This window comes from Streptococcus infantis, from assembly GCF_047465525.1.
Classification (GTDB): domain Bacteria; phylum Bacillota; class Bacilli; order Lactobacillales; family Streptococcaceae; genus Streptococcus; species Streptococcus infantis_R.
The window spans coordinates 1-26327 of record NZ_JASGZS010000010.1; the positions used below are offsets into that span (position 1 = coordinate 1).

The following is a 26327-nucleotide window of genomic DNA, read 5'->3' on the forward strand; positions in this document are numbered from 1 at the left end:
TGCATGTATTAGGCACGCCGCCAGCGTTCGTCCTGAGCCAGGATCAAACTCTCATTAAAAGTTTGAGTTCTCACTCATTTCTGTCACTGACAGATTTATTGTTTTTTTCATTGTTCAGTACTACAACTTCAGTTGTAGTGCCCTGCACATTGGTTCGTCTTGTTCAGTTTTCAAAGGTCTTTGTCACTCACTTCTCTCAAGTGACAACTATATTAGTATATCACAGCCGCTTTCGCTTGTCAACACTTTTTTGAAATTTTTTTTAATTTTTTTCATCTAGTGTTTCATCTGTAACATACTATAGTCCGTACGGGATTCGAACCCGTGTTACCGCCGTGAAAAGGCGGTGTCTTAACCCCTTGACCAACGGACCAGAGTTGTTATTTTCAACTCTTACTATTATACCGACTTTTCTAACTTTGTCAACACCTTTTTTTAACTTTTTTTCAATTCTACTGAATTACTTCCTTTAACTCTTTCAGCATGGCTTGGCGACCCTTGAAACGTTCATCTGCCCAGAGGAGTTCATAGGCTTCTTGCTTATCTTGTGGTAATTTTCTTCTATAACTATCCAACAATTCATGAAGGGCGTAGTAATCATCCAGCCACAATCCTCCTTCTGGTAGGCGATGGCTAATCTCGCCTACTTCTTCATAGGCTATACGGTCCAGGCGACGTTTTTGACTCTCTTGTTTTCTGACACTATCTAGGATTCGATTGCGGAATTTTGTTTTGAAGTAGACGTAGAGTTTCTTTTCCTCTTCCACTAATTCTGGATGGGCCTCGAGGAGTTCATAGAGACAGATCAGTCCTTCTTGATCCCAATCCTCTTTTTCCCACAGGTGGAGATAATAATCTTTTCGGCATCTATGGACAATCCCTTTTACCTTCTCATAATACTTTTCAAGCATTTGCTTTCCCCCTTTCTCTGCTTGTAGTATAGCAGAGAAAGAGGGAAAGAGGGGCTTTGATTTCTGTCTTGTGTTTTTGAGTCTGTAATGTTATTGATTATAAGTTTGTAATTCACGTAAAGCTGGCTAGTTTTTCATAATCTAATTTTCAGACAAAGCAAAAAGCCCACTGTTGTAGGCTTTCTGTAAGATATATCTTAAAATTAAAGCATTTTGTTGTAGAATTCAACGACAAGTGCTTCGTTAATTTCTGGGTTGATTTCATCGCGTTCTGGCAAACGAGTCAATGAACCTTCCAATTTTTCAGCATCGAATGATACGAATGCTGGACGTCCAAGAGTAGCTTCTACTGCTTCAAGGATAGCTGGAACTTTCAATGATTTTTCACGAACTGAGATCACTTGACCTGGAGTTACGCGATATGATGGAATATCAACGCGTTTTCCGTCAACAAGGATGTGACCGTGGTTTACGAATTGACGAGCTTGACGACGAGTAGTCGCAAGACCAAGACGGTAAACAACGTTATCCAAACGGCGTTCCAAAAGAAGCATGAAGTTGAAACCTAGGATTCCGCCTTTGATTTTTGTAGCTTGTACGAACAAGTTACGGAATTGTTTTTCACCTACACCGTAAGTGAAGCGAAGTTTTTGTTTTTCAGCCAATTGCAAACCGTATTCTGACAATTTAGAACGGTTGTTTGGTCCGTGTTGTCCTGGTACGTAGTTACGACGTGCCAATTCTTTACCTGTACCTGTAAGTGAAAGGCCAAGGCGACGAGCTTGTTTCCAAGATGGTCCTGTATAACGTGACATGTGAATGTCCTCCTGATATAAATAATATTTCGGTGGAAATAGTCACTTAGAAAGCCCTGATTCGTGCAGATGCCCTTCGCCTAAACAGCCAAGGTTACTTATTATAAGACACCTGTTGACGAGCTTCATGCTTTCCTGCTGATATTTCACACATGCTCTATTCTACCATGAATGGCTGGATTTGTAAAGGGGGGTTAAGCTTTATTTTCACTAGCAGAAAGGTTGAGAAGGAGGGTAAAGGTGCTTCCTAGGCCGTACTGGCTGGTAACTGTGATTTCTCCACCTAATTGATGGGCCAATTCGCGCGCAATCGCAAGACCTAAGCCATGACCACCTGTTTTCATGTTACGAGAAGTTTCTACACGATAAAGGCGTTTGAAAATATTCTTTAAATCCTCTGGGGCAATGCCCTGTCCCTCATCGGTCACACTGATTGAAAGCTGGCTATCCTCCAGTTTAGCTACCACTTCCAGCTTGGTTCCTGGAGCAGAGTATTTAAAAGCGTTATTGACCAGATTCACCAAAATACGAGAAAGTTTGGCATAATCTCCTTCAATTCGAGCAGATTCAGGAATTACCTGTAGGTGGACATCTCGCTCCTCCTGCTCAATCAAGAACTGAAATTCACTCATGCACTCAATCAAGAGCTGGTCCAGAAAAATACTGTCCTTGCTGGTAGTTTCTACCTGATTTCTAGCTGTATTTAGAGTCAAAAAATTCAACTCTTCAACCAGTTTATTGAGTCTTTCCGTCTGACGCCCAATGGTTGCTAGATAATGTGCTTGTTCTCCTTCCTTGATAACCCCATCCAAAATCCCTTCTACCGTCGCTTGGATTGAAGTGATTGGGGTCTTGATATCATGCGATAGCTGGGCAACCATCAATCCCTTTTCTCGTTCGCTTTCTTCCAAGGAATCAAAGGTGGCCTGCAAATCATGGGACATTTCATTGAAAGCTTGGCCTAATTGCTGAAATTCCACAGGCCCTTGAACCTCCAGATTTGAAGAAAAGTCCTTGTCCGCTACTCGCTTGGCATGTTCCTTAAGTTTACCCAATGAAGTAAAGACTGGTGATAGGAGAAAGAGACTAATCCCAGCACCGACAAAACTTGCGATTAGAGTCATTCCAATCAGGAAATAAATCTCTCTTTCGTCAATTAGCATTCGCTGGACTGCCCAAAAAACTACGATAATCGTTAGGAGTGTTGAAATGATATACCCCACTAGAATATAACTTTTTAATTTCATTGACTACCTCGTGCTTTCTCAATTTTGTAGCCCAAGCCCCAAACTGTTTTTATGGTGGGCGTTTCTGCACTAGCATATTTAGCCAACTCCTGTCGAAGAGCATGAATATGAACATTTAAGGTATTGGTATCATCCACATAGTCTTCTTGCCAGACCTTTTCATAAAGATCTGTCTTAGAGAAAACTCGCTTTGGATTGCTGGCTAAAATCCATAAAAGCTCGAAGGATTTGACTGTCAAATCAAGTGCTACATCTCCTACTTGAGCCTCATGACTACCGTGATTCATTCGTAAATCCCCGAGGCTGACAACCTCTATCTCACCCCCACGATGAAGGCGACGCAAGATATTGTGGACACGTAAAACAAGCTCACGAGGACTAAATGGCTTGGCAATAAAGTCATCTGCCCCCAGGCTTAGGCCGTAAATCTTGTCCTGTTCGCTTGTCTTAGCCGTAATAAATAGAAAAGGCTGATCTGGAGATTGATACTGAACCTCACTAATCAAATCATAACCATCCATCCGAGGCATCATGATATCTGTAATAATCAAATCAATCGGTTTTCGCTTGAAGATTTCCAAGGCCTCTACTCCATCATGAGCCACCAAAACCTGATACCCTGCCTGAACCAGATAGCGTTGATGAATATCTGTGATTTCTACCTCGTCGTCAACGAGTAAAATGGTCTTTCCCATCTGTCTCTCCTTTGAAAAAAACAGTGCTATACTACAATAGTATAACACTATTTTAATCGCTTTACGAACATTCTAAACTATATCTGGATTTTTCAAATCCTAGATAGAAAGTCTGTAGCTAGACTAGTCATTTTCCTCTTTTTTAGCTTTCAAACCGAGACCACCTAACAGTCCAGCCAAAGCTAATCCAAAGAAGCCAATAGGAGCCATTGATGTTTGGGCTTCACCAGTATATGGAAGCATGTCTTTTTTGCCTTTCATTTGATCAGCCATCATCGGACTTGACATCTTGTTATTAGATGCCATCTTGCCTTCATCAGGTATTTTGCTTGTGGCTGCTGAAACTTGATCTTGTTTCATACTTGGTGTTGCCATAGGCTGGCTAGCATTCATGGTTTTATCTTGCTCTTTGCTAGGCATCATCTTATCCTGGCTAGTAGCTGGCATGTGAGATTTCATATTGGACGCATCTTGATGACTATTCATCATTGGAGCCGTCATAGCTGAACCATTCGAAGATGGGACGGAACCTGACTGCATCGGAATAAGAGACTGATGTCCATTCAAGTTTACTGTCAAATCCTTAGTCGCTATGAGATTTGTCAAATCGGCCTTGCCATCTTTTGCACCATACACTTTAATAGTAGCTTTATAGCTTTGCGTACCGTTTTGTTTCAAGAGGTCTAGAAGCTCTTTGTCTGATTTACCTTGGGTACCGGCCAAATTCACTTCATAGAAGTAAAGACCTTTGCCCAATTTCTCTACTGGTGGAAGGGCCGGATTTTTAGCCGAACCGTTGTCTGACCACGGAGCCTTGTCTGATGCTTTCAAGATAAGGCGAGTTAACATACCGTCACCAGCGAAGAATTCGTATGGAATGACTTGGTTGACTCCGGCTGTGAATGGGCCTGGAAAGTTAGCCTTGTCCAAGTATGTAGCTGGGACGTCTACTGTGTCTTTGGTGTTGTCAGCCACACCTTTTTGTACTTCAGCTGGAGTGGTCAAGCTGTTCAAGTTGACATTCAAGTCCTTAGTCGCTACTAGATTACTCAAATCAGCCTTGCCATCTTTCGCACCGTACACTTTGATAGTTGCCTTGTAACTTTGCGTACCATTTTGTTTCAAGAGATCAAGAAGCTCTTTATCTGATTTGCCTTGAGTACCTGCCAAATCCACTTCATAGAAGTAAAGGCCTTTGCCCAATTTCTCTACTGGTGGGAGGGCCGGATTTTTAGCCGAACCGTTGTCTGACCATGGGGCCTTATCGGATGCTTTTAAGATGAGGCGGGTCAACATACCATCACCTGCGAAGAATTCGTATGGAATCACTTGGTTGACACCGGCTGTAAATGGACCAGGGAAATTGGCTTTATCCAAGTATGTAGCTGGGACGTCTACCGTGTCTTTAGTGTTGTCGGCTACACCTTTTTGTACTTCAGCAGGGGTGGTCAAGCCGTTCAAGTTGACATCCAAATCCTTAGTCGCTACGAGGTTGCTCAAATCTGCTTTGCCATCTTTCGCACCATACACTTTAATAGTAGCTTTATAGCTTTGAGTGCCGTTTTGTTTCAAGAGGTCAAGAAGGTCTTTATCTGATTTACCTTGAGTACCTGCCAAGTCCACTTCATAGAAGTAGAGGCCTTTGCCCAATTTCTCTACTGGTGGGAGAGCAGGATTTTTAGCCGAACCGTTGTCTGACCATGGGGCCTTATCGGATGCTTTTAAGATGAGGCGGGTCAACATACCGTCACCTGCGAAGAATTCATATGGAATCACTTGGTTGACTCCGGCTGTGAATGGGCCAGGGAAGTTGGCCTTGTCCAAGTAAGTGGCTGGGACATCAACTGTGTCTTTGGTATTATCAACCACGCCTTTTTGAACTTCAGATGGAGTGGTTGCTGGTTGAGCTTCACTTGCTTCACGGTCTTGTCCAGTAACTGCAGGCGCAGGATTTGTCGCAGGTTTAACCGCATCTTCTGTTTCTTTCTTAGATTCAGGTTTTTCTTGCACTTCTTCTTTTGGTGCTACTACTTGGTCTTTAGTGGCTACATCCGCTTTTTCTGGTGAGCTTATAGTATCCAAGCTTGCTTTAGGCGTTGAATCTACCTGTTCTGAAGGAAGAGCTGTATCAACTGCTTCTTTGAGAATTTCTACTGGTAAGTCGCTCTTTGCACTCACCGAATCTGCATCTGGTACGACTTGAGCAGAGGTCGGATTGACCACATCGGCACGTACCGAATTTGGTTGACTGACGAGAACAAAGAAGCCACTGGCCACAACAACTGAGGCAACACCGACACTGAGACGACGAATAGACCAACGAGTATATCTTTGATTTGGATTGAATTTCATAGGATTCTCCTTAGAGTTTTTCTTTATTTGATGACTCTAGTATAATCTCCTAAAATTAAAAGGGATTAAGAAAAAGTTAAAATTTTTCTTAAATCCCTCTTATAAAATACTTATATTGACTCAATGGTCATTGAAAAAAAAAAATAGTCATTCCTCTTCTACTCACTGAGGCTTGCTAGAGTATCCAAATATTGGTTATTAATAACCGCCATGATATAGGTATCCGATCTTAGTAAGTCATTTGGGCCAAACTGAACATCTAAGGGAGCATTTTCGTAGTCACGAAAACCGAGGATATTGAGATTGTACCGTCCTCTAAGATTTAATTGGCTAAGGCTCTTTCCTACCCATGATACAGGAACTTTCATTTCGACAATGGAGACGTTCTTGTCTAACTGAAAGACATCTACACTATTATGGAAGAGAATCGTCTGTGCCAAAGAGCGTCCCATCTCATACTCTGGTGAAATAACTGAGTCTGCACCTATTTTTTCAAGGACTTTTTTTGCTGTATGACTTTTAACTTTAGCAATAACAGTCGGTACACCCAGACTCTTGCAATGCATGACTGCTAGAACACTAGACTCTAGATTTTCACCAGTTGCGACGACTACTGTATCACAAGTATCAATCCCGGCTGATAGCAAGAGGTCCTCATCTGTGATGTCACCAACAACGCCACGCGCCAAGACTGGTTCAAATTGATTGATTCGTTCCTCATGGTCATCAATGGCTATGATATTTACATCATGCTTAGCGAGAGCGGCGAGAACACTACTCCCAAAAATACCCAAACCTAAAATTCCGATTGTCCGATCTGACATAGCTTATCCTTTCTTATCCTATGGTTATATCTGCTTTCATATAGTGAATCATGTCTTTCTTATCTGGCCGATACTCAGCCAAACTGACTAATAGCGTCAGTGGCCCAATTCGTCCGATAAACATCAGTAGCATGACAATGCTGAGAGCTAATTTGCCTAATTCTGGTGTCAAATTAGCAGTTACTCCAACCGTGGCAAGTGCTGAAATAGTTTCAAATATCAGGTAGATAAATTTCGGATTCCCTTCTGCTGTTATTCCTAGTAAAATCAAGCCAACCAGAAAAGTCAATAAAAAAATAATGAAGACACTGAATGATTTTTGGACTGTCCGAGGCTCAATCGTTCTTTGTGCTACATTGGCATGAGGTAAGCCTAAAAACTCACTGCGTGCGAATACCAACAAAACAAAGAAGGTCGTGATTTTAAGTCCTCCTGCGGTTCCTCCAGGTGCTCCACCAAGAAACATCTGTAAGATATAGATCAGCAAAGTAACAGGACGAGCCTGGGTGTAATCAATAGAAGCAAAACCTGCTGTTCTCATGCTGACAGTTTGGAAGAAACTAACCAGCAATTTATCCGGGAAGCTAAGATTCCCAATCGTTCCCGAATTATTCCACTCTATCAAGAGGGTTGAAACTGTTCCAGCAAATAAAATCCCCGCTGTTAAGAAGAGGACTAGCTTAGTATGGAAACGAAGACGACGTTTTTTCTTCTTTCCCAATTGAGTGGCTAGATCAAACCAGACCATAAAACCTAGACCACCTGTAATAATCAAGCCAGCAATCACTAGATTAACCAAAGGATCTGTCTGAAAATCTAGCAAACTCGTGCTTCCAAAATTATCAAACCCAGCATTACAGAAAGCTGAAATGGCTACAAAAATGGAAGTGAAAATCCCCCGACCTAAACCAAACTCAGGAACAAAACGAAAACTTAACAGAAAGGCTCCTAAACCTTCTACTAAAAAAGTTGTAAAAAAGATGGAACGTAGAAAATCCTTCAAAGACTGAGTTTCTTCAAAACTAAAACTCTCCAGAATTGTTTCACGACCTCGAAGACTTAGCTTTTGCTTGCTTTGAATATAGAAGACCCCGATAAAGGTCATGAGACCCAAACCACCAATCTGAATCAAGAACATACAGATCAGCTGCCCCCAGACATTGTAGGTCGAAGCGACAGGTAAGGTAAAAAGTCCTGTCACACAGACCATAGATACGGCTGTAAATAAATGATCAAAGTAACCAGCATGAGATGTTGGAGATTGTACAAATGGAAGACTCAAAATGAGAGACCCCAAGAGGATAACCAAAGCAAAACTTAAAAAAATTCGACGAGCAGGTGATAAACGCCCCAAGGTTGTGTTTATTTTTTCCGAAAATGATTTGAATAACATAGCTACATTGTACCACAAAAATCTGAGAATACTCATATATGACTAACGATCTCAAGACAGAGACCTAGCGCCTTATCAAAAGCTTCTGCACCCCAATCGCGTTGGTCATAGTTATCAAGATCCGCCAAAGAATCTGCCGTAAACAACAACTCTCCCCAGACAACCCCACGTAGCTGGGCCACTGCCGCAAGAGCCGAGCACTCCATCTCCACAACAGCACAGCCTTCTTCCTTGCGATAGGCAACCTTTTCAGCCGTCTCTCGGTAAAAACCATCTGTCGTCCAGGTCATGACTTCCTCATAAGGAATACCTCTTTGTTCCAAAACTTGCTCGATAGCAGAAATTGCTTGAACATGCACATCCATATAACGAGAAGGTGGTGCATAATGGTAACTAGTTCCTTCATCACGCAGGGCTCGTACTGGAACCAGAAAGGCATTTTCTTCTATATTCGTTAACACGCCACAAGTACCAGTAGAGATGATTTTCTCCACACCGTAACCAATCAACCAATCCATAAACTGGGCCGCAGGGGCAGAACCAACAGGAGCCTGGGCCAGACAAACTTCCTCACCCTTGTAACTCATGACATAAACGGGGTAGGTCTTAGTGGCAGACACAAACTCCCCAACGCACTCCGCCCCTACTTCCTGAGCAAAGCGGTCAATCTCCTCCTCCAAAAATGCATAGATGCACTTCTTTGGCAACTGTAAATCTAATCCTTCGTGATTTGGCATGATGACTGCCTGAGGATTATCATCAAACTCTAAAATAGGAATGGCATGTTTTTGAATCATAGGGCACCTCCTCTAAATTTTTACTATTGTATCAAAAACAGAAAGAAAGTCAAGGTCGAGTCGAAGTTCAATTCAGAAAAATTGAATTGGTAATTTCTCAAAGTAACTTCCACTTTCCTGACCAAAGTGGAAATTAGTCTAAAACGGATTTTTATGGTGGAATTAAGTGTGAGACGTTTGTGATAGAAATGAGGCCTACTATGACCAAACATAAACACCTTACCCTTTCAGACCGTAATGATATCCAATTAGGTTTAGAGCGCGGTGAAACCTTCAAAGCTATCGGGCAACTTATTCTTAAAGATCCGACTACTGTTTCCAAAGAAGTCAAACGAAACAAACAAATTAGAGACTCTACCTCTAACAACCTTCCTTGCCCTCTACTTGATAAAGCTCCCTTTGTCTGTAATGGGTGCTCTAAAAAAAGACAAAACTGTGGCTATCAGAAAATCTTCTACCTCGCTAAACAAGCTCAAAAGCAGTACGAACAAACTCTTGTCGAAGCTCGTGAAGGAACTCCTCTCAACTCTCAGACTTTCTGGGACATGGACAAAGTCATTTCTGATGGTGTTAAAAAGGGACAACACATCTATCATATCCTGAAAACTCACAATATTGATGTTAGCTCCTCAACCGTCTATCGACATATCCGAAAAGGATACCTATCTATCGCTCCTATTGACCTAGTCAGAGCCGTTAAATTTAAAGAAAGACGAAAAAGTAATCTACCTTCCATCCCTAAAGAAGATAAAAAAGGCCGGTCCTATGAGGATTTTCAAAACTATTTAGTCCTTAACCAACTAAACTCTTGGCTGGAAATGGATACAGTTATGGGCAGAATGGGAGGTAAAGTCCTACTCACCTTCAATCTCTCTTTCTGTAACTTTATCTTCGCTAGGCTTCTGGAGAGTAAAACTGCCCTTGAGGTTACCAAACACCTCTATGATATTAAGAATAACCTTCACGAAGCTGACAAAGACTTCTGCCAACTCTTTCCTGTTATTCTGACAGATAATGGAGGAGAGTTTGCCAGGGTTGATGACATCGAAATGGATGTGCGAGGAGAGAGTAAACTCTTCTTTTGTGACCCTAATCGCTCTGACCAGAAAGGGAGAATTGAGAAAAATCACACGCTGATTCGCGACATTCTACCTAAAGGAACTTCTTTTGACAATTTAACTCAAGAGGACATCAATCTCGTCTGCTCTCATGTCAACAGTGTCAAACGCGCTGCTTTGAATGGAAAGTCAGCCTATGAACTCTTTGCCTTTACTTACGGAGAAGAGATTCCTAAGCTTCTCGGCATTTCTAAAATACCTGCAGAAGACGTCTGTCAGTCTTCTAAATTACTCCAACATAAGATCTAAAAACTAACATTTAACCGCATTCAAACGTCTCACACTAACTTCCACCATAGCGGAACTTAATCTGAAACGCTTTCAGATGAGGGGATTTTGTGCGCTCTTTTTTTCGATTCTTTTCGGCTACAAAAACGATGAAATCAAGCATTAGTAAAACCAGTGGAATTTACCCTGACACGGAATTCCACTGGTTTTTAGGATTTTTATCAGACTAACTTCCACTTGGATTAGCAGTGGAACTTAGTTTGGGAATTTAGCGAAAAATTGAATTTAAATAGAAAACAACAATTAAATGCTTTTTTCCTACTAATAAAATTGCTATAGTTTAGGAATTAGTTTATAACAGATTGAATTTAAAAAAAGTGAGGGAGTTTTATGAAATTCTATTCCTATGACTATGTGCTCAGTCAGATTAGTCAACAGAATTGGGTCATGATTATTGTATCAGCTTTACTGCTGATCGTGACTGGATTTTTTGCATTTAAGGCTTTCAAAGATAAAAAAGGGAGCAAGTTCCGTGAATTATCGATCATTTCTATTTTGACTTTAATTGCTTTTGTATTGATTAGCATTACGAATTTCCAAACTAGTCAATCCAATGATAATCAATTTCGTAGTTCCTTACACTTCATCGAGATTGTATCAAAAGAGTTAGGTGTTGATAAAAAAGATATTTATGTCAATACATCAGCTACAACTGATGGAGCTATTATTAAGGTTAACGATAATTTTTATCGCGCTATCAGTGGAAGCGACCAAGATAGCTATTTATTGGAAAAAATGGAACTCTATAAATCAGATGTTGAACTCGTGGAGGTTGAAAAATGATAAGCTTTTTTGCTACAATTGCGATTAAATTAGCCTTGGGGCTACTTTCTCTTGTTTTTGTTATTAACGTAACAGGTAAAGGAAATTTAGCACCAAGTTCTGCAGTAGATCAGGTACAGAACTTTGTTCTTGGGGGAATTATCGGTGGGGTTATCTACAATAGCTCGATTACCATCATCCAATACGTTGTTATCCTCATCATCTGGACTATTCTCATCCTGCTCCTTAAATGGTTGAATACTAATGTTTCCTTCATTAAACATCTGATTGACGGAAAACCTACGATTATCATTAAAAATGGAAAATTAGATCCAGAAGCCTGTCGCTCAAAAGGTCTAGCTGCTGCTGATGTTGCTCTTAAATTGCGCGCTCAAGGAATCTTTCAATTAAAGGATGTCAAGAGAGCTGTGATTGAGCAAAACGGACAACTAATTGTCGTAAGAATGGGTGACGAAAATCCTAAGTACCCAGTCATCACAGACGGTGTTGTCCAAGTTGAAATCCTAGAAACCATTGGCAAATCCGAGGAGTGGCTAACTGAGAAATTGAAAGAAGAAGGTTTCGAAGAAGTCTCAAATATCTTTATCGCTGAATATGATAAAGGTCAATTGAATGTTGTAACCTATTAAAAAATAAACTGATGCTTTTCGTATCAGTTTTTTGCTTTTTAGCATAAAAGGGTATATACTTAAACCAATATCTGATGTAATTTAGATAATACAAAAAATTAACGGAGGTATCCCCCATGTCAATCGAAGAAAAATTCAACCAAGCTAAAGGTTCTGTTAAAGAAGGCTTTGGTAAACTAACTGGCGATACAAAAACTCAAACAGAAGGAGCTGCAGAAAAGGTAGCTTCAAAAGCTAAAGAAGTTGCTGAAGATGCAAAAGAAGCTGTCGAAGGTGCAGTATCTGGCGTAAAAAACATCTTTAAAAAAGACGGAGAATAATTCTTTCTCGTCCTAATAACATAAGAAACTCTTATTCCAAGCTGTTAATATGCTAGGGATAAGAGTTTTTTCTTTAAATTATTATGTTTTTTAATATTAGAAAATACTTCTTATGATGTGTTGCTCAACCTAAAGCAAAAAGAACTAATTCCTATACTCCTCCTATTTCCACAAACCACCTAAGATTTGTTTTTCCAATAAGCCTAAGTCCTCTTCTCTCATTTCGCCATTGACGCCAACGACATATAGTTGAGAGAAGTAAGCTAACAATGGACCTATACAGATGCGAACCATTTGAGGAATCGTTATCTCTGGATTTACACGTGGATCTGCTAGCAATTCCTTATGAAGCACTCGAAGTTTATCTTGAATAGCATTCCAGATAAAAATCTGTTCATTTTTTAGTTTTTTATTTGAAAAACTCTCTTGTAGAATGATTTTCATCAAGGCACGATTTTTTTTGAGATAGCTCATACGATTATGGACGAGATAACGAACCCTCTCTTCTGTCGTTTCAAAAGCTAAGAGTTCCTCAAAAAAACTACCGAGAATGCCTGGGACTACAGGATGTAAAATAGCCGTCAGTAAATCATCCTTCGTCTTAAAATACTTAAACAAAGTTGCCTGGCTTAGTCCAGCACGCTCAGCTATGTGAAGAGTTGAGGTCCCATGGTAACTCCTGGTTGATATGAGATCCACTGCTGCCTGCATGATTTTTTTCTTTCCTTGAGGGTAATTCGCTTCTTCTAAGTAATCTTCAAACGATTCAAAAACAGTCTTATCCATCCAATCTTCACACCTTTTTAGCATTATTTATGTTGATTTCTAAACTTTACGATAACGACGCAATCCAACAATATTGAGAATTGTTAAAATGATCAAGAAAATCATTAAAACACCAAGATTTGACAAAATATCACCAAGATTGTGTCCGTAAAGAATAATCTGGCTTATTGCATCACCAGAATAGGTTAATGGCAAAAATTTCCCCACAGTTGGAGCCCATTCTCCCATGGATGACAATGGAATAATTCCTGAGAAAAAAAGTTGGGGCATAATCACGAGAGGAATAAATTGCATCATTTGGAATTCTGATTTTGCTAGAGTAGACAAGAGAATTCCAAAAGCTAGTGCTACAAGAGCCAGTACCACATTAACTATTATAACATTTAAAATATTTCCTACAACTTCTACATCTAGTAGCCAAATTGCTGCTAAAACGACAACTGCCGTTTGAAAAATCGCAATAATACCGTAAGACAACATATAGCCATAGACGATTTCAGAACGTTTCACTGGGGTTGCTAACAAGCGATCCAAGGTTCCACTTGTTCGCTCTTTCAACAGTGCCATACCAGAAATCAAAAAGACAAAGAAGAAGACCACAAAGCCAATTAAAATTGGAATCATACGTGCAAAGAATCCAGTATTTTTATCTCCATATTGGTAAGATTCTTTGATTTCAGGCGCCTTTTCATCTAATTTCAATTGTGGAAGAGCTTGTTTGACACGAGATAATAACTGATCGGTGCCTTCATTGACGATACTTGTTCGTAACACTTGTCGTGTCATAGTTGTTTTAGAAGCATCCGTATTTGCGTAGTCGACCTGATACTCACCATCTTTATACGATATGACTGCATCTACTTTCTCGTCAGCTAGAGCTTTTTTAGCCTGATCTAAGTCTTGATAAGTCTCGACGTCCACATGATCGAGCTCATCCATTTTTGTTACCAAACCAGTTGGTAGATCTTGTGTCGCTAACTTGACATTCACGGTTGTACTAGCTGAAAACATGAGGTTCATCAGCCACATAATAAATACCGGCGCTACAAACATCATAGCCAAGGTTCGTTTGTCACGAAGCAATTCTTTGATAACTTTTTTAGCAATAGCAATGGTTCTCATCTTACTCTCCTTCTGCTTTCAAAAAGACTTCTTCAATACTTGAAACTTGATAACTATCTTTTAAGTGTTGCGGTGTATCAAAAGCAATGATTTTTCCACCTAATAATAAGCCGACCTTATCCGTTAACTCTGCTTCATCCATAACATGGGTAGTAACTAATATCCCTACCCCATTGTCTCTAAGCGCGAATAATTCTTTCCAGATTTTCTTTCGAAGAGAAGGGTCGATTCCAACTGTCGGTTCGTCCAAAATCAAGAGCTGAGGATTCCCCAGAAGCGCGACGGCTAAAGACAAGCGTCGCTTCATTCCTCCAGAATAACCGGATACCGTTTTATTCAAATGCTCTGTCAGATCCACAACTTGAGCCACATGGGCAATTTCAGCTGTCAGATCTCTTTTGGATAGCCCTTTTAGCTGACCAAAAAATTCTAGATTTTCTTGACCTGACAAGGCCTCATAAAGAGCATCAGACTGAGCCATATAGCCAATATCACCTAAAATATGACGATTTGGCATAGTATGGTCCAAGACTAAAGCGATACCGCTATCCGCCTTTTCCATTCCTAGCATGGTTTTAATCATAGTTGATTTACCAGCACCTGATGGACCGATTAGACCAATGATTTCTCCAGGCTGTAAATCAAAACCAACGTGATCTAAGACCATTTGACGACCAAAAGATTTTTCTAAATCTTTTAAATGTAACAATTTTTTCATTTGAATCCTCCTAGGTGAGTATTTACTCACTTTTGAAATATAAAACTATTATAGTGAGTATCCACTCACTTGTCAAGTTGAAAGTTGATAGTTGAAAAAAATCTCCCTTCTCTTTCGAGAAAGGAGATTTTTATTTTATGGTCGTCCACCAGGGCCTCCATTTCCTTGAGGGCCACCGCCAGGTGCCCCTCCGCCTCCAGGCATAGAACTGACAATCTCAGTTTGTTTTTCACCATTGAGATAGATATCTCCGCCTGTGTAGGTCGCTGTTCCATCAAAGTCAAAACCAGTTTGACCAGTCATTTTGATGGTTCCTCCATTAACTGTAATATTACCATTTGAGTCAATTGGATCCGTGTCCCCTTGACCAACTTCAACCGTCAAGTTCCCACCATTCATAGTGAAGAAAATTTCACTTTGTTGAGCATTTTTGTTGGCTGCATTGACACCATCATCCGTTGAATAGATGGCGATATCTCCACCGTTGATAGTAATTGACTTACCTTCAAGCCCTTCTGTAGAATTCTTAACGGTATAGGTACCACTATCAATAACCAAATCACCTGATGCGTGGATACCATCATCTCCAGCAGTAACAGTGATGGTATTGTCAGAGAGATACATGGTTCCTACAGATGTGTCCTCATCATTGTCGACCTTAACTCCGTCTTCCTTGGCATCGATAGTCATAGTTGTGCCGGTAATGTTGAGTTCATCATTAACATTAAAGGCATCCCCGACTGCTGTGATGTTGTAGCTTCCACCTGTGATGTGAAGTGTATCATTTGCCTTGATACCATTGTTTTTCTTACCATCTACATTGAGAGTTCCTTTACCGTTGATGGTCAAGTCCACTTTAGAGAAGAGCGCTGCATCCGCTTTTTCGTCACTATTAGTTGCTGAATCTGATAGGCTATTAGTTGTGCCATCTGCTAGAGTTAGGTAAACATGACCGGCTGATGTTGCAGATATAGCAGCATTGGTATTGGTCATGGTCACACCCTTTAGAACAATATGTACATCATCAGTCTTTTCGGCTTCAATCTTGATTTGAACTCCGTCGGATTGACCAGATATGACATAGGTTCCTGCCTTGGAGATTGTAACGGTAGATCCTGATACGGCAACTCCATCACCTGATACCTTCGCTGTTGATTCTGACAAGGTTACAGTTGCTGCTGTCTTTTCATCATAAGAAGTATCATAGTCCTTGTCTGTAAAATAGCTAGTTTTCTTAGCTTCTGTAGTTGATGTCGTTTTCGTTGTCGCAGTATTGCTAGCTGTTGTATTTGAAGTTGACTGGGTACAAGCTGTTACTAGTGCTAGAGTTGCTATACTCGTTAATAAGAATGTCCATTTTTTTGCTTTCATGCTCGTTTCCTCGACTTTCATTTTACATGCTCTTAGTCTACGGGTCTTTCCTAAAAGAAGCCTAAACTTTTTCTGAAAGTTTTCTTAAGTTTAGTTTCAATTAAGTTAAATTTAACAAAAGTTTTAGAAAAGCCCCCTAAAATCAAACACAAGCAAGTTTACCTTGTTTAAAAATAGTATAACCTAAGATTAGAGGAGAAGGAATTATGAAACCAATCGAAACAAGTTTCAAACGGATTGAAACCAAATATATTGTCTCCAAAGAAATTTTAGATAAACTCATCCAAGATTTAAAGGAATATTTAGTAGAAGACGACTATCCAATTTCAACTATTTCAAATATCTACTTTGATACGGAAGACTTTGCTGTGCTCCAAGATAATGATTTTGGAAATAAGCGAAAAGAAAAGGTTCGGATGCGGACCTATCTCAGCCACCCCAAAGCAGATAGTCAAGTATTTTTAGAAATCAAAACCAAGGATCAAGAAGGAGTTGGTCGCAAATTCAGACTACTCTCAACTCCTATTTCTATCCTTAACTTTATGACCAAAGGGCACTTGGATGCTAGTATTACTGATACAGTTGTCATTGAAAAAGTGAAAAAGCTTCACCAAGATTACAAGCAGGCTATCAAGCCTCGTATGTACATCTACTACGATCGTTATTCATTAAAAGAAAAAAAATACATCGAGGGCTACGACTATCATAAAATTCGTATCACCATTGACCAAAATCTAATCTATAGAGATGAAAATGTCAGTCTCTTCGCAGGAAATCAAGGGGCTCCTCTATTAGATGACAATACTGTGATTATGGAGATTAAAGCTCCTGGAAACAAACCTCAGTGGTTACAAGACATTCTAGACAAGTATGGTTTGATGGAGCACAAATTTTCAAAATACAGTTGTGCTTACCACAAATCTCAAGGGCTTCCTTATGCACCACGTCCCAGTATAGAAAGCGTAGGTATCGCTTATGCTTAATCTATTTAATTCCATTTTCAACAACGCCACTGCAAGTGCAGATCCCTTCCAACTACTGCTGGCACTTCTAGTCAGTCTAGTCCTCGGTTTGGCACTTACTTGGACCTACAAATATCGAACCCTCTACACCAGAGAATTTGCTATCAGCTTGACTCTGCTTCCCTGCCTTATGACCTTGGTTATTTTTCTGGTCAATGGGAGCTTGGGTACGTCAATTGCTGTAGCCGGAACCTTTAGTTTGATTCGTTTCCGTTCTGCAACGAGTGGTTCAAGAGAACTGATTGCGATTTTCCTTGCCATGATTATCGGTTTGGCTTGTGGAACAGGCTATCTCTTCCTGGCAATTCTATTTACCCTCTTTATCTTGGGTGTTTGGTTCCTTTTGGAAAATCAACAAGTCAAAACTGACAATCAACGCCGTAGACTTTTAACAATCACGGTAACTAATCAAGAGAAGATTCAAGATGCTATCCAATCAGCTCTTGACCAATTCTGCTCAGAAATTGACATGATTACGATCAATAGCACAAATGCAGGGGACAACCTTAGCATTGTCTATGAAGTCGAGCTAAAAACAGAGGTCGATGATTTCCAAGTGACTAGCTATCTTACACAAAATATTGATCAATGCGATGTAGCATTGACTAAAAAAGCTAAAAAGAGAAAAAATCTCTAAAGACGAAAAACGAGGCTGGGATAAAAATTCCGACCTCGTTTTTTGCTAGCAATAAGTTTTTGATACTGAGACTGGTTAGGCTTTTCGATTTCAAAGAGCTCTTTTGAAAAAGACTTCACTTTCTCTTTCTACAACCTTTAATTTCCTTTAACTGGAATCTCTTTGATGACTCGTGCTGGATTTCCTGCTAGAACTACGTTGTCTCCAAAGGATTTTGTAATGACCGCTCCTGCTCCTGCAACGACATTATCCCCTAAAATAACACCCGGTAGGACAATGACACCACCACCTGCCCAAAAGTTCTTACCAATCGTAATGGGTTTGCCAAATTCTAGTCCCGAGTTTCGTTCGTCGGGGTCCAGTGGGTGAAGGGGTGTTAAAAATTGACAGTTGGGACCAATCATAGCATTGTCACCGATGGTTATAGGACAAACATCTAGCATAGTTAAATTCCAATTGGAATAAAAATTTTCTCCCAGATGAATATTGACCCCGTAATCTACCATCAAGCGAGTGTTGATGTAGAGATTTTCACCAGTAGAACCAAACCATCCTTTGATGATTTCCATACCTTTTACTGGATCGACTTCTTCATTAAAAGCTGCTTGCTTTTGTCGCGCTGTTTGTGCTAGAGAACGGAGGTCTGGGTCGAATGGGTGATAGGGTTCTCCCGCGATCATTTTTTGATATTCTGTTTTCATGTTTTGACATCCTTGTTTATTTTACAAGATTGTAGCATAGTATTGTATCTCGAGCAAATTATAGTGAAATGAAATAAAATCTGAACAAATTTACTAGAGCAGTTAAGTCAATTTCTAGCATTTTTTAGAATTCACAGTGTACTGTTTTGTATTTGATCTACTATAAAACACAAGTCTAACCTTGAAAAAAAGCGAGCAAAGCTAGTTTTCTGACAATCAGAATTCTGCCTTGTTCGCTTTTTTATCTAGTGGATCCTTCTTAAGAATCTATCGTGAATGATTAATCTTCTCATTTCAGATCTTAAGTAACACCTACTTATTCGCTTACTTCAACAGTTTCAACGACTTCTTCTACAGTCGTATCTGTCGTATCTACTGAAGCTTCTTCTTGAGAAGATGCTAGGTAAGACTCTTCATTGATAGCTTGTGGTTCAAGGTTACGGTAACGTGCCATACCTGTACCAGCTGGGATAATCTTACCGATGATAACATTTTCCTTAAGTCCAAGGAGATGGTCTTTCTTACCGCGGATAGCTGCATCTGTAAGGACACGAGTTGTTTCCTGGAAGGAAGCCGCTGACAAGAAACTATTTGTTTCAAGTGAGGCTTTGGTGATTCCCATAAGGACTGGACGACCTGTCGCTGGTACTCCACCTGCGATAAGAACATCCTTGTTAGCATCTGTAAAGTCGTTGATATCCATAAGAGTTCCCATGAGAAGATCTGTGTCACCTGGATCCATGACACGAACTTTACGGATCATTTGACGAACCATTACCTCAATGTGTTTGTCGCCGATTTCTACCCCTTGGCTACGGTAAACTTTTTGTACTTCACCGAGAAGGTAGGTTTCAACTGACAAGACATCACGAACAGCAAGGAGACGTTTCGGTTGGATAGAACCTTCTGTAAGAGCTGCACCACGAGAGACTTGGTCTCCAACTTCGACACGCATACGTGCTGTAAATGGTACCACGTATTCGCCTTCTCCAGTTTCACCCTTAACGAAGACTTTCTTGGTACGAGTTGAAGCATCTTCTTCGATAGCAGTAACTTGTCCTTTGACCTCTGTGATAACCGCTTCCCCTTTTGGATTGCGGGCTTCAAAGATTTCTTGGACACGAGGAAGACCCTGAGTGATATCGGTATTTGAGGCAACCCCACCCGTGTGGAAGGTACGCATTGTAAGCTGTGTACCAGGTTCCCCGATAGATTGGGCAGCGATTGTACCAACTGCTTCACCAACTTCAACCGCATCACCAGTCGCCAAGTTGATACCGTAACAGTGACGGCAGACACCATGACGAGTGTTACATGTAAATACGGAACGGATGGTTACTTCTTCAACACCAGCATTGACAATTTCACGCGCCTTGTCTTCTGTGATCAATTCATTTGGACCAATGATAACTGCACCAGTTTCTGGATGTTTAACAGTTTTCTTAGTATAACGACCATTGAGGCGCTCTTCAAGAGACTCAATCATCTCTTTTCCTTCTGCAATAGAGCGGATCAAGAGACCACGATCTGTTCCACAGTCGTCTTCACGGATAATCACGTCTTGGGCAACGTCAACCAAACGACGAGTCAAGTAACCTGAGTCGGCTGTCTTAAGGGCCGTATCGGTCATACCTTTACGAGCACCGTGAGTTGAGAAGAACATTTCGAGTACTGACAAACCTTCGCGGAAGTTTGAAAGGATTGGCAATTCCATGATACGTCCGTTCGGAGCAGCCATCAGACCACGCATACCGGCAAGCTGTGAGAAGTTTGAGATATTACCACGGGCACCAGAGTCCATCATCATAACGATTGGGTTCTTAGGATCTTGGTTGGCAATCAAGCGTTTCTCAAGTTTTTCACGGGCAGCACGCCATTCAGCTGTAACAGCATTATAACGTTCGTCGTCTGTGATCATACCACGACGGAATTGTTTTGTGATTTGTTCTACACGTTTGTGTGATTCTTCAATGATTTCAGCCTTGTCATCAACGACTGGGATATCGGCAATACCCACTGTCAAACCTGCAAGAGTTGAGTGGTGGTAACCGAGGTTCTTCATGCGGTCAAGTAGGGCAGAAGTTTCTGTCGTACGGAAACGTTTGAAGATTTCAGCGATGATATTTCCAAGGTTTTTCTTCTTGAATGGAGGGTTAAGTTCAAGATTGCTGATTGCTTCCTTGATATCTCCACCAAGTGGCAAGAAGTATTTAGCTGGAACGCCTTCTGTTAAGTTGGCATTGTTTGGTTCTTGCAAGTATGGTAGACCCTCTGGCATGATGTCGTTGAAGAGGATTTTACCAACTGTTGTCAGCAAGACTTTATGTTTTTGCTCTTCTGTCCATGGTTTGTTGAGGCTGTCTGTTGCAATACCAACACGTGAGTGGAGGTGAACATAACCATTGCGGTAAGCCATAACAGCTTCATCACGATCTTTGAAGACCATTCCTTCACCTTCACGACCAGCTTCTTCCATAGTCAAGTAGTAGTTACCCAAAACCATGTCCTGAGATGGAGTAACAACTGGTTTACCATCTTTCGGATTCAAGATGTGCTCAGCAGCGAGCATGAGGATACGAGCTTCTGCTTGGGCTTCTTCTGAAAGCGGTACGTGGATGGCCATTTGGTCCCCGTCAAAGTCGGCATTGTAGGCTTCACAGACAAGTGGGTGCAAGCGAAGGGCTTTACCGTCAATCAAGACAGGTTCAAAGGCTTGGATACCCAAACGGTGAAGGGTCGGTGCGCGGTTCAAAAGCACTGGATGTTCTTTGATCACTTCTTCGAGGATATCCCAGATACGCTCATCTCCACGTTCCACCAAGCGTTTAGCGGCTTTAACGTTTTGCACGATATCACGAGCTACGATTTCACGCATCACAAATGGTTTAAAGAGCTCGATAGCCATTTCACGTGGCACACCACATTGGTACATCTTAAGAGTTGGACCAACGGCGATAACGGAACGTCCTGAGAAGTCAACACGTTTACCAAGTAAGTTTTGACGGAAGCGTCCTTGTTTACCTTTAAGCATGTGGCTCAATGATTTCAGTGGACGGCTACCTGGTCCTGTAATCGGACGACCACGACGACCATTATCAATCAAAGCATCAACTGCTTCTTGAAGCATACGCTTCTCATTTTGAACGATGATACCTGGTGCATTCAACTCAAGCAAACGAGCTAGACGGTTGTTACGGTTGATAACACGGCGGTAAAGGTCGTTCAAGTCAGATGAGGCAAAACGGCCACCATCCAACTGCAACATTGGACGAAGATCTGGTGGAATAACCGGAAGGATGTTAAGAATCATCCATTCAGGTTTGTTTCCAGACTTGTAAAAGGCATCCAAAACATCCAAACGACGGATGGCTTTGATACGTTTTTGTCCAGTTGCTGTCTTCAATTCTTCTTTAAGCTCAGCAATTTCTTTTTCAAGATCTACTTGTTTCAAGAGGTCTTGGATAGCTTCGGCACCCATTTTAGCAACGAATGATCCGTAGCCATATTCACGCAAGCGCTCACGGTATTCACGCTCTGTCATGATTGATTTGTGCTCAAGTGGTGTATCCTTCGGATCGATCACCACATAAGCTGCAAAGTAGATAACTTCCTCAAGTGCACGAGGACTCATATCAAGGGTCAAGCCCATACGGCTTGGAATCCCCTTGAAATACCAGATATGAGATACAGGAGCTTTCAACTCGATGTGTCCCATACGTTCACGACGAACTTTTGTACGCGTTACTTCAACACCACAACGGTCACAAACAATTCCTCTGTAACGGATGCGTTTGTACTTCCCACAAGCACATTCCCAGTCTTTTGTAGGACCAAAGATGACTTCGTCAAATAGTCCTTCACGTTCTGGTTTCAACGTACGGTAATTGATTGTTTCAGGTTTTTTGACTTCTCCATAAGACCATGAACGGACTTTGCTTGGAGAAGCTAGTGTGATTTGCATACTTTTAAAACGATTTACGTCAACCACTATTTCTTCCCTTTCTATTCTAAGTGAGCTACTTATTCTTGTTCAGTAGCTTCTTCTGTTGCTTCCGCTTTTGCACCTTCTTCAGCTTCAAAAGCAGCTTTTGCTTCTTCAGCAGCTTTTTTACGTGCTTTTTCAAGGTCATCTACGTGGATGACATCTTCGTCCATGCCCTCATCAAGATCACGAAGTTCAACTTCTTGATCATCTTCGTCAAGGACACGCATGTCAAGACCAAGTGATTGCAATTCTTTAACAAGAACTCGGAAGGATTCTGGAACACCTGGTTTTGGAATTGGTTTTCCTTTTGTAATAGCTTCATAAGCTTTCAAACGTCCGTTGATATCGTCAGACTTGTAAGTCAAGATTTCTTGAAGGACATTTGATGCACCATAGGCTTCAAGCGCCCAAACCTCCATCTCACCGAAACGTTGTCCACCAAACTGAGCTTTACCTCCGAGTGGTTGTTGCGTAACGGTTGAGTATGGTCCGACTGAACGAGCGTGCAATTTATCATCAACCATGTGGTGAAGTTTGATCATGTACATGACACCAACTGACACACGGTTATCAAATGGTTCACCAGTACGTCCATCGTAAAGGATAGTCTTAGCATCGCTATCCATACCTGCTTCCTTAACAGTTGACCAAAGATCTTCTGAACTTGCTCCGTCAAAGACTGGTGTTGCGATGTGGATACCAAGAGTACGAGCTGCCATACCAAGGTGAAGCTCCATTACCTGACCGATATTCATACGTGATGGCACCCCAAGTGGGTTCAACATGATATCAACTGGAGTTCCATCTGGAAGGTAAGGCATGTCTTCTACAGGAACGATACGAGAAACAACCCCTTTGTTTCCGTGACGTCCGGCCATCTTATCTCCGACCTTAATCTTACGTTTTTGGGCGATGTAAACACGAACTAGCATGTTAACACCAGATTGCAATTCATCACCGTTTGCACGTGTAAAGATCTTAACATCACGAACGACACCATCGGCACCGTGGGGTACGCGAAGAGAAGTGTCACGAACTTCACGAGATTTGTCTCCGAAGATAGCGTGCAAGAGACGTTCTTCAGCTGAAAGATCTTTTTCACCCTTAGGTGTTACTTTACCTACAAGGATGTCCCCTTCTTTAACCTCAGCACCGATACGGATAATACCCATTTCGTCAAGGTCTTTAAGAGCATCTTCACCAACGTTTGGAATTTCACGAGTAATTTCTTCAGGCCCAAGCTTTGTATCGCGCGTTTCTGATTCGTATTCTTCGAGGTGGACAGATGTGTAGACATCGTCTTTGACCAAGCGTTCGCTCATGATAACGGCATCCTCGAAGTTGTAACCTTCCCATGTCATGTAGGCAACGATTGGGTTTTGTCCAAGCGCCATTTCTCCATTTTCCATAGAAGGTCCGTCAGCGATAAAGTCGCCTTTTTCTACAAGATCACCAACTTTAACAAGCGTACGTTGGTTGTAGGCAGTACCTGAGTTTGAACGACGGAATTTTTGGATATGGTAAACATCCAATGAGCCATCTTCACGACGAACTTCTACCTTGTCAGCGTCGGCATAAGTAACTTTACCATCATACTGAGCAATAACAGCTGCTCCAGAGTCATGGGCTGCTTGATATTCCATACCAGTACCAACGTAAGGTGCTTTTGGATCAATCAATGGTACAGCCTGACGTTGCATGTTGGCACCCATGAGGGCACGGTTGGAGTCATCGTTTTCCAAGAAAGGAATACATGCTGTCGCAACGGCAACTACCTGTTTTGGAGAAACGTCCATGTAATCAACACTTGAAGCTGGGTATTCTTGGTTAACCCCTTGGTGACGTCCCATGACAACTTTTTCAGCAAAAGTGCCATCTGCGTTCAATTTAGAGTTAGCCTGTGCTACTGTGTACTCATCTTCTTCATCAGCAGTCAACCAAACGATTTCGTTAGTTACTTTTCCAGTTTCACGATCAACCTTACGATATGGTGTTTGAATGAAACCATACTTGTTGAGGTGTCCATATGAAGACAAGTTGTTGATCAAACCGATGTTTGGTCCCTCAGGTGTCTCGATTGGACACATACGACCATAGTGAGTGTAGTGCACGTCACGCACTTCATATCCAGCGCGGTCACGTGTCAAACCACCAGGCCCTAAGGCAGACAAACGACGTTTGTGTGACAACTCAGAAAGCGGGTTGTGTTGGTCCATGAACTGTGACAATTGAGAAGAACCAAAGAATTCTTTGATCGCTGCAGTTACTGGACGGATATTAATAATTTGTTGTGGTGTTAGTACTTCGTTATCTTGAACAGACATACGTTCACGAACGTTACGTTCCATACGTGAAAGTCCAAGACGCACTTGGTTGGCAAGCAATTCACCAACAGCACGGATACGACGATTTCCAAGGTGGTCGATATCATCCACACGACCAATACCTTCAGCCAAGTTGAGGAAGTAACTCATCTCAGCCAAGATATCTGCAGGCGTTACGATACGAACCTTGTCATCTGGATTTGCATTACCGATGATTGTTACAACACGATCTGGATCAGTTGGTGCAACAACCTTGAATTTTTGAAGAACAACTGGCTCTGTTACTACAGCAGCATCATTTGGAATGTAGACAATCTTGTTCAAATCGCCATCCAAATGGCTTTCAATGCTTTCAATCACGCTACGAGTCATGATTGTTCCAGCTTCTACCAAGATTTCACCTGTTTCAGGGTCTACCAATGGCTCAGCAATGGTTTGGTTAAGCAAACGTGTTTTAACATTGAGTTTTTTATTAATCTTGTAACGACCAACTGCAGCCAAGTCATAACGACGTGGGTCAAAGAAACGAGCTACAAGCAAGCTACGTGAGCTTTCAGCAGTCTTAGGCTCACCTGGACGAAGGCGTTCGTAAATTTCCTTCAAAGCTTCGTCTGTACGAGAGTCCATTGGGTTCTTGTGAATATCTTTTTCAACAGTGTTACGAACAAGATCGCTGTCACCAAAGATATCAAAGATTTCATCATCGCCTGAGAAACCAAGCGCACGAACCAAGGTCGTAAATGGAATCTTACGAGTACGGTCGATACGAGTGTAGGCGATGTCTTTTGAGTCGCTTTCAAGTTCCAACCAAGCTCCACGGTTAGGGATAACAGTTGAACCGTAACCCACTTTACCATTTTTGTCTACCTTGTCATTAAAGTAAACACCTGGAGAACGCACCAACTGTGATACGATGATACGTTCACCACCGTTGATGATAAAGGTTCCCATCTCTGTCATGATTGGGAAATCACCAAAGAATACTTCCTGTGTCTTGATTTCGCCAGTTTCTTTGTTAATCAAGCGGAAGGTTACAAAGATAGGTGCTGAGTAGCTGGCATCGTGGATACGTGCTTCTTCAAGCGTATATTTAGGTTCTTTGATTTCGTAGCCAACAAATTCCAACTCCATTGTGTCTGTGAAGTTTGAAATTGGCAATACATCTTCAAACACTTCCTTCAGACCATGGTCTAGGAAGTCTTTGAATGAATCAGTTTGAATTTCAATCAAATTTGGTAAGTCAAGAACTTCTTTGATTCTTGAAAAACTACGACGGGTACGATGTTTCCCGTATTGAACGTCATGTCCTGCCAAGATGATTCTCCTTTTTAAATAAAGTTCCAAGCTTAGTGACCTAAGCTAGTAATTATCGTTAGATGGTTCTAAAAACCCTATCAACTTATCCCCCTCGACTAATTTTCAGAATCTTTAAATCTTTGTTACAAAGGTCAAAAAACTTGAAAAAAAGCACAAAAAGAGCAGCTAAATC

General features: G+C 41.3%; 21 protein-coding genes, 1 tRNA gene and 1 rRNA gene. 6 read left to right on the forward strand and 17 right to left on the reverse strand.

Annotated features, from left to right (window positions below; genetic code table 11):
* From QM374_RS04915 to QM374_RS04960, 10 genes are all read right to left on the reverse strand, one after another.
* Positions 1-59, reverse strand: a 16S ribosomal RNA gene (locus QM374_RS04915); the annotation flags it as partial.
* A gap of 242 nt (positions 60-301) precedes the next feature.
* Positions 302-373: transfer RNA gene (locus tag QM374_RS04920), tRNA-Glu, on the reverse strand.
* A 79-nt stretch (positions 374-452) separates the two neighbouring features.
* A complete protein-coding gene (locus tag QM374_RS04925) occupies positions 453-911 on the reverse strand; it encodes a sigma-70 family RNA polymerase sigma factor (protein ID WP_414311047.1) in 459 nt (152 codons plus the stop codon).
* 203 nt (positions 912-1114) lie between these two features.
* Positions 1115-1726, reverse strand: coding sequence for a 30S ribosomal protein S4 (rpsD, locus tag QM374_RS04930; RefSeq protein WP_000092756.1), 612 nt, complete (start codon positions 1724-1726; stop codon positions 1115-1117).
* Positions 1727-1920: 194 nt separating this feature from the next.
* Positions 1921-2973, reverse strand: a complete 1053-nt coding sequence (locus QM374_RS04935; protein ID WP_414311048.1) for a sensor histidine kinase — start codon at positions 2971-2973, stop codon at positions 1921-1923.
* Positions 2970-3668 (reverse strand): response regulator transcription factor, encoded by a 699-nt coding sequence (locus QM374_RS04940; protein WP_049508137.1) that lies wholly within the window; start codon positions 3666-3668, stop codon positions 2970-2972. Before QM374_RS04940 ends, QM374_RS04935 begins: the two co-directional genes overlap by 4 nt.
* A 123-nt stretch (positions 3669-3791) precedes the next feature.
* Positions 3792-6020 (reverse strand): SSURE domain-containing protein, encoded by a 2229-nt coding sequence (locus QM374_RS04945; RefSeq protein WP_414311049.1) that lies wholly within the window; start codon positions 6018-6020, stop codon positions 3792-3794.
* A 158-nt stretch (positions 6021-6178) separates the two neighbouring features.
* A complete protein-coding gene (locus QM374_RS04950; protein WP_414311050.1) occupies positions 6179-6844 on the reverse strand; it encodes a potassium channel family protein in 666 nt (221 codons plus the stop codon).
* Positions 6845-6857: 13 nt separating this feature from the next.
* Positions 6858-8237: a TrkH family potassium uptake protein gene (locus QM374_RS04955; RefSeq protein ID WP_414311051.1), complete on the reverse strand. Its 1380-nt coding sequence runs from the start codon at positions 8235-8237 to the stop codon at positions 6858-6860.
* Positions 8238-8269: 32 nt separating this feature from the next.
* Complete coding sequence (locus tag QM374_RS04960) at positions 8270-9034, reverse strand: nucleoside phosphorylase (RefSeq protein ID WP_414311052.1); 765 nt, start codon at positions 9032-9034, stop codon at positions 8270-8272.
* 200 nt (positions 9035-9234) lie between these two features.
* Between QM374_RS04960 and QM374_RS04965 the strand changes: the two genes are divergently transcribed.
* The 4 genes from QM374_RS04965 (at position 9235) to QM374_RS04980 (ending at position 12172) form a co-directional block, all read left to right on the forward strand.
* Positions 9235-10401, forward strand: a complete 1167-nt coding sequence (locus QM374_RS04965) for an IS30 family transposase (protein ID WP_414311053.1) — start codon at positions 9235-9237, stop codon at positions 10399-10401.
* A gap of 369 nt (positions 10402-10770) precedes the next feature.
* A complete protein-coding gene (locus QM374_RS04970; RefSeq protein ID WP_414311054.1) occupies positions 10771-11223 on the forward strand; it encodes a DUF3290 family protein in 453 nt (150 codons plus the stop codon).
* On the forward strand, positions 11220-11852 hold the full coding sequence (locus tag QM374_RS04975) for a DUF421 domain-containing protein (protein WP_414311055.1): 633 nt from the start codon (positions 11220-11222) through the stop codon (positions 11850-11852). Before QM374_RS04970 ends, QM374_RS04975 begins: the two co-directional genes overlap by 4 nt.
* Before the next feature lie 116 nt (positions 11853-11968).
* On the forward strand, positions 11969-12172 hold the full coding sequence (locus QM374_RS04980) for a CsbD family protein (protein ID WP_006153995.1): 204 nt from the start codon (positions 11969-11971) through the stop codon (positions 12170-12172).
* 162 nt (positions 12173-12334) lie between these two features.
* Here QM374_RS04980 and QM374_RS04985 read toward each other — a convergent pair whose 3' ends face one another.
* The 4 genes from QM374_RS04985 to QM374_RS05000 form a co-directional block, all read right to left on the reverse strand.
* A complete protein-coding gene (locus QM374_RS04985; protein WP_049508119.1) occupies positions 12335-12958 on the reverse strand; it encodes a TetR/AcrR family transcriptional regulator in 624 nt (207 codons plus the stop codon).
* A gap of 39 nt (positions 12959-12997) precedes the next feature.
* Positions 12998-14080, reverse strand: a complete 1083-nt coding sequence (locus QM374_RS04990; RefSeq protein ID WP_006154045.1) for an ABC transporter permease — start codon at positions 14078-14080, stop codon at positions 12998-13000.
* A 1-nt stretch (position 14081) separates the two neighbouring features.
* On the reverse strand, positions 14082-14798 hold the full coding sequence (locus tag QM374_RS04995; protein ID WP_021144116.1) for an ABC transporter ATP-binding protein: 717 nt from the start codon (positions 14796-14798) through the stop codon (positions 14082-14084).
* A 135-nt stretch (positions 14799-14933) separates the two neighbouring features.
* Positions 14934-16169 (reverse strand): carbohydrate-binding domain-containing protein, encoded by a 1236-nt coding sequence (locus QM374_RS05000; RefSeq protein WP_006154049.1) that lies wholly within the window; start codon positions 16167-16169, stop codon positions 14934-14936.
* Positions 16170-16375: 206 nt separating this feature from the next.
* On the opposite strand from QM374_RS05000, the gene QM374_RS05005 reads away from it, so the two are divergent.
* Together QM374_RS05005 and QM374_RS05010 are read left to right on the forward strand one after the other, a co-directional pair.
* On the forward strand, positions 16376-17152 hold the full coding sequence (locus QM374_RS05005) for a polyphosphate polymerase domain-containing protein (RefSeq protein WP_414311056.1): 777 nt from the start codon (positions 16376-16378) through the stop codon (positions 17150-17152).
* Entirely contained in the window at positions 17145-17828 is a 684-nt protein-coding gene (locus QM374_RS05010) for a DUF4956 domain-containing protein (protein WP_049548540.1), read from the forward strand. Before QM374_RS05005 ends, QM374_RS05010 begins: the two co-directional genes overlap by 8 nt.
* A gap of 137 nt (positions 17829-17965) precedes the next feature.
* On the opposite strand, the gene QM374_RS05015 is transcribed toward QM374_RS05010, so the two are convergent.
* From QM374_RS05015 to QM374_RS05025, 3 genes are all read right to left on the reverse strand, one after another.
* Entirely contained in the window at positions 17966-18529 is a 564-nt protein-coding gene (locus tag QM374_RS05015) for a sugar O-acetyltransferase (protein ID WP_414311057.1), read from the reverse strand.
* Positions 18530-18845: 316 nt separating this feature from the next.
* Positions 18846-22517, reverse strand: coding sequence for a DNA-directed RNA polymerase subunit beta' (gene rpoC / locus QM374_RS05020; RefSeq protein ID WP_414311058.1), 3672 nt, complete (start codon positions 22515-22517; stop codon positions 18846-18848).
* Between the two features lie 32 nt (positions 22518-22549).
* On the reverse strand, positions 22550-26152 hold the full coding sequence (locus QM374_RS05025; RefSeq protein WP_301559182.1) for a DNA-directed RNA polymerase subunit beta: 3603 nt from the start codon (positions 26150-26152) through the stop codon (positions 22550-22552).
* Positions 26153-26327 lie beyond the last annotated feature (175 nt).

Excerpts from the sequence above, each read along its gene's own strand:
- QM374_RS04980 (WP_006153995.1), top strand. The coding sequence starts at position 11,969 with ATGTCAATCGAAGAAAAATTCAACCAAGCTAAAGGTTCTGTTAAAGAA.
- QM374_RS05010 (WP_049548540.1), top strand. The coding sequence starts at position 17,145 with ATGCTTAATCTATTTAATTCCATTTTCAACAACGCCACTGCAAGTGCA.
- QM374_RS05005 (WP_414311056.1), top strand. The coding sequence starts at position 16,376 with ATGAAACCAATCGAAACAAGTTTCAAACGGATTGAAACCAAATATATT.
- QM374_RS04985 (WP_049508119.1), bottom strand. The coding sequence starts at position 12,958 with ATGGATAAGACTGTTTTTGAATCGTTTGAAGATTACTTAGAAGAAGCG.
- QM374_RS04970 (WP_414311054.1), top strand. The coding sequence starts at position 10,771 with ATGAAATTCTATTCCTATGACTATGTGCTCAGTCAGATTAGTCAACAG.
- QM374_RS04995 (WP_021144116.1), bottom strand. The coding sequence starts at position 14,798 with ATGAAAAAATTGTTACATTTAAAAGATTTAGAAAAATCTTTTGGTCGT.
- QM374_RS04965 (WP_414311053.1), top strand. The coding sequence starts at position 9,235 with ATGACCAAACATAAACACCTTACCCTTTCAGACCGTAATGATATCCAA.
- QM374_RS04960 (WP_414311052.1), bottom strand. The coding sequence starts at position 9,034 with ATGATTCAAAAACATGCCATTCCTATTTTAGAGTTTGATGATAATCCT.
- QM374_RS05015 (WP_414311057.1), bottom strand. The coding sequence starts at position 18,529 with ATGAAAACAGAATATCAAAAAATGATCGCGGGAGAACCCTATCACCCA.
- QM374_RS04950 (WP_414311050.1), bottom strand. The coding sequence starts at position 6,844 with ATGTCAGATCGGACAATCGGAATTTTAGGTTTGGGTATTTTTGGGAGT.
- QM374_RS04945 (WP_414311049.1), bottom strand. The coding sequence starts at position 6,020 with ATGAAATTCAATCCAAATCAAAGATATACTCGTTGGTCTATTCGTCGT.
- QM374_RS04955 (WP_414311051.1), bottom strand. The coding sequence starts at position 8,237 with ATGTTATTCAAATCATTTTCGGAAAAAATAAACACAACCTTGGGGCGT.
- QM374_RS04925 (WP_414311047.1), bottom strand. The coding sequence starts at position 911 with ATGCTTGAAAAGTATTATGAGAAGGTAAAAGGGATTGTCCATAGATGC.
- QM374_RS04935 (WP_414311048.1), bottom strand. The coding sequence starts at position 2,973 with ATGAAATTAAAAAGTTATATTCTAGTGGGGTATATCATTTCAACACTC.
- QM374_RS04975 (WP_414311055.1), top strand. The coding sequence starts at position 11,220 with ATGATAAGCTTTTTTGCTACAATTGCGATTAAATTAGCCTTGGGGCTA.
- QM374_RS04940 (WP_049508137.1), bottom strand. The coding sequence starts at position 3,668 with ATGGGAAAGACCATTTTACTCGTTGACGACGAGGTAGAAATCACAGAT.
- rpsD (WP_000092756.1), bottom strand. The coding sequence starts at position 1,726 with ATGTCACGTTATACAGGACCATCTTGGAAACAAGCTCGTCGCCTTGGC.
- QM374_RS05000 (WP_006154049.1), bottom strand. The coding sequence starts at position 16,169 with ATGAAAGCAAAAAAATGGACATTCTTATTAACGAGTATAGCAACTCTA.
- QM374_RS04990 (WP_006154045.1), bottom strand. The coding sequence starts at position 14,080 with ATGAGAACCATTGCTATTGCTAAAAAAGTTATCAAAGAATTGCTTCGT.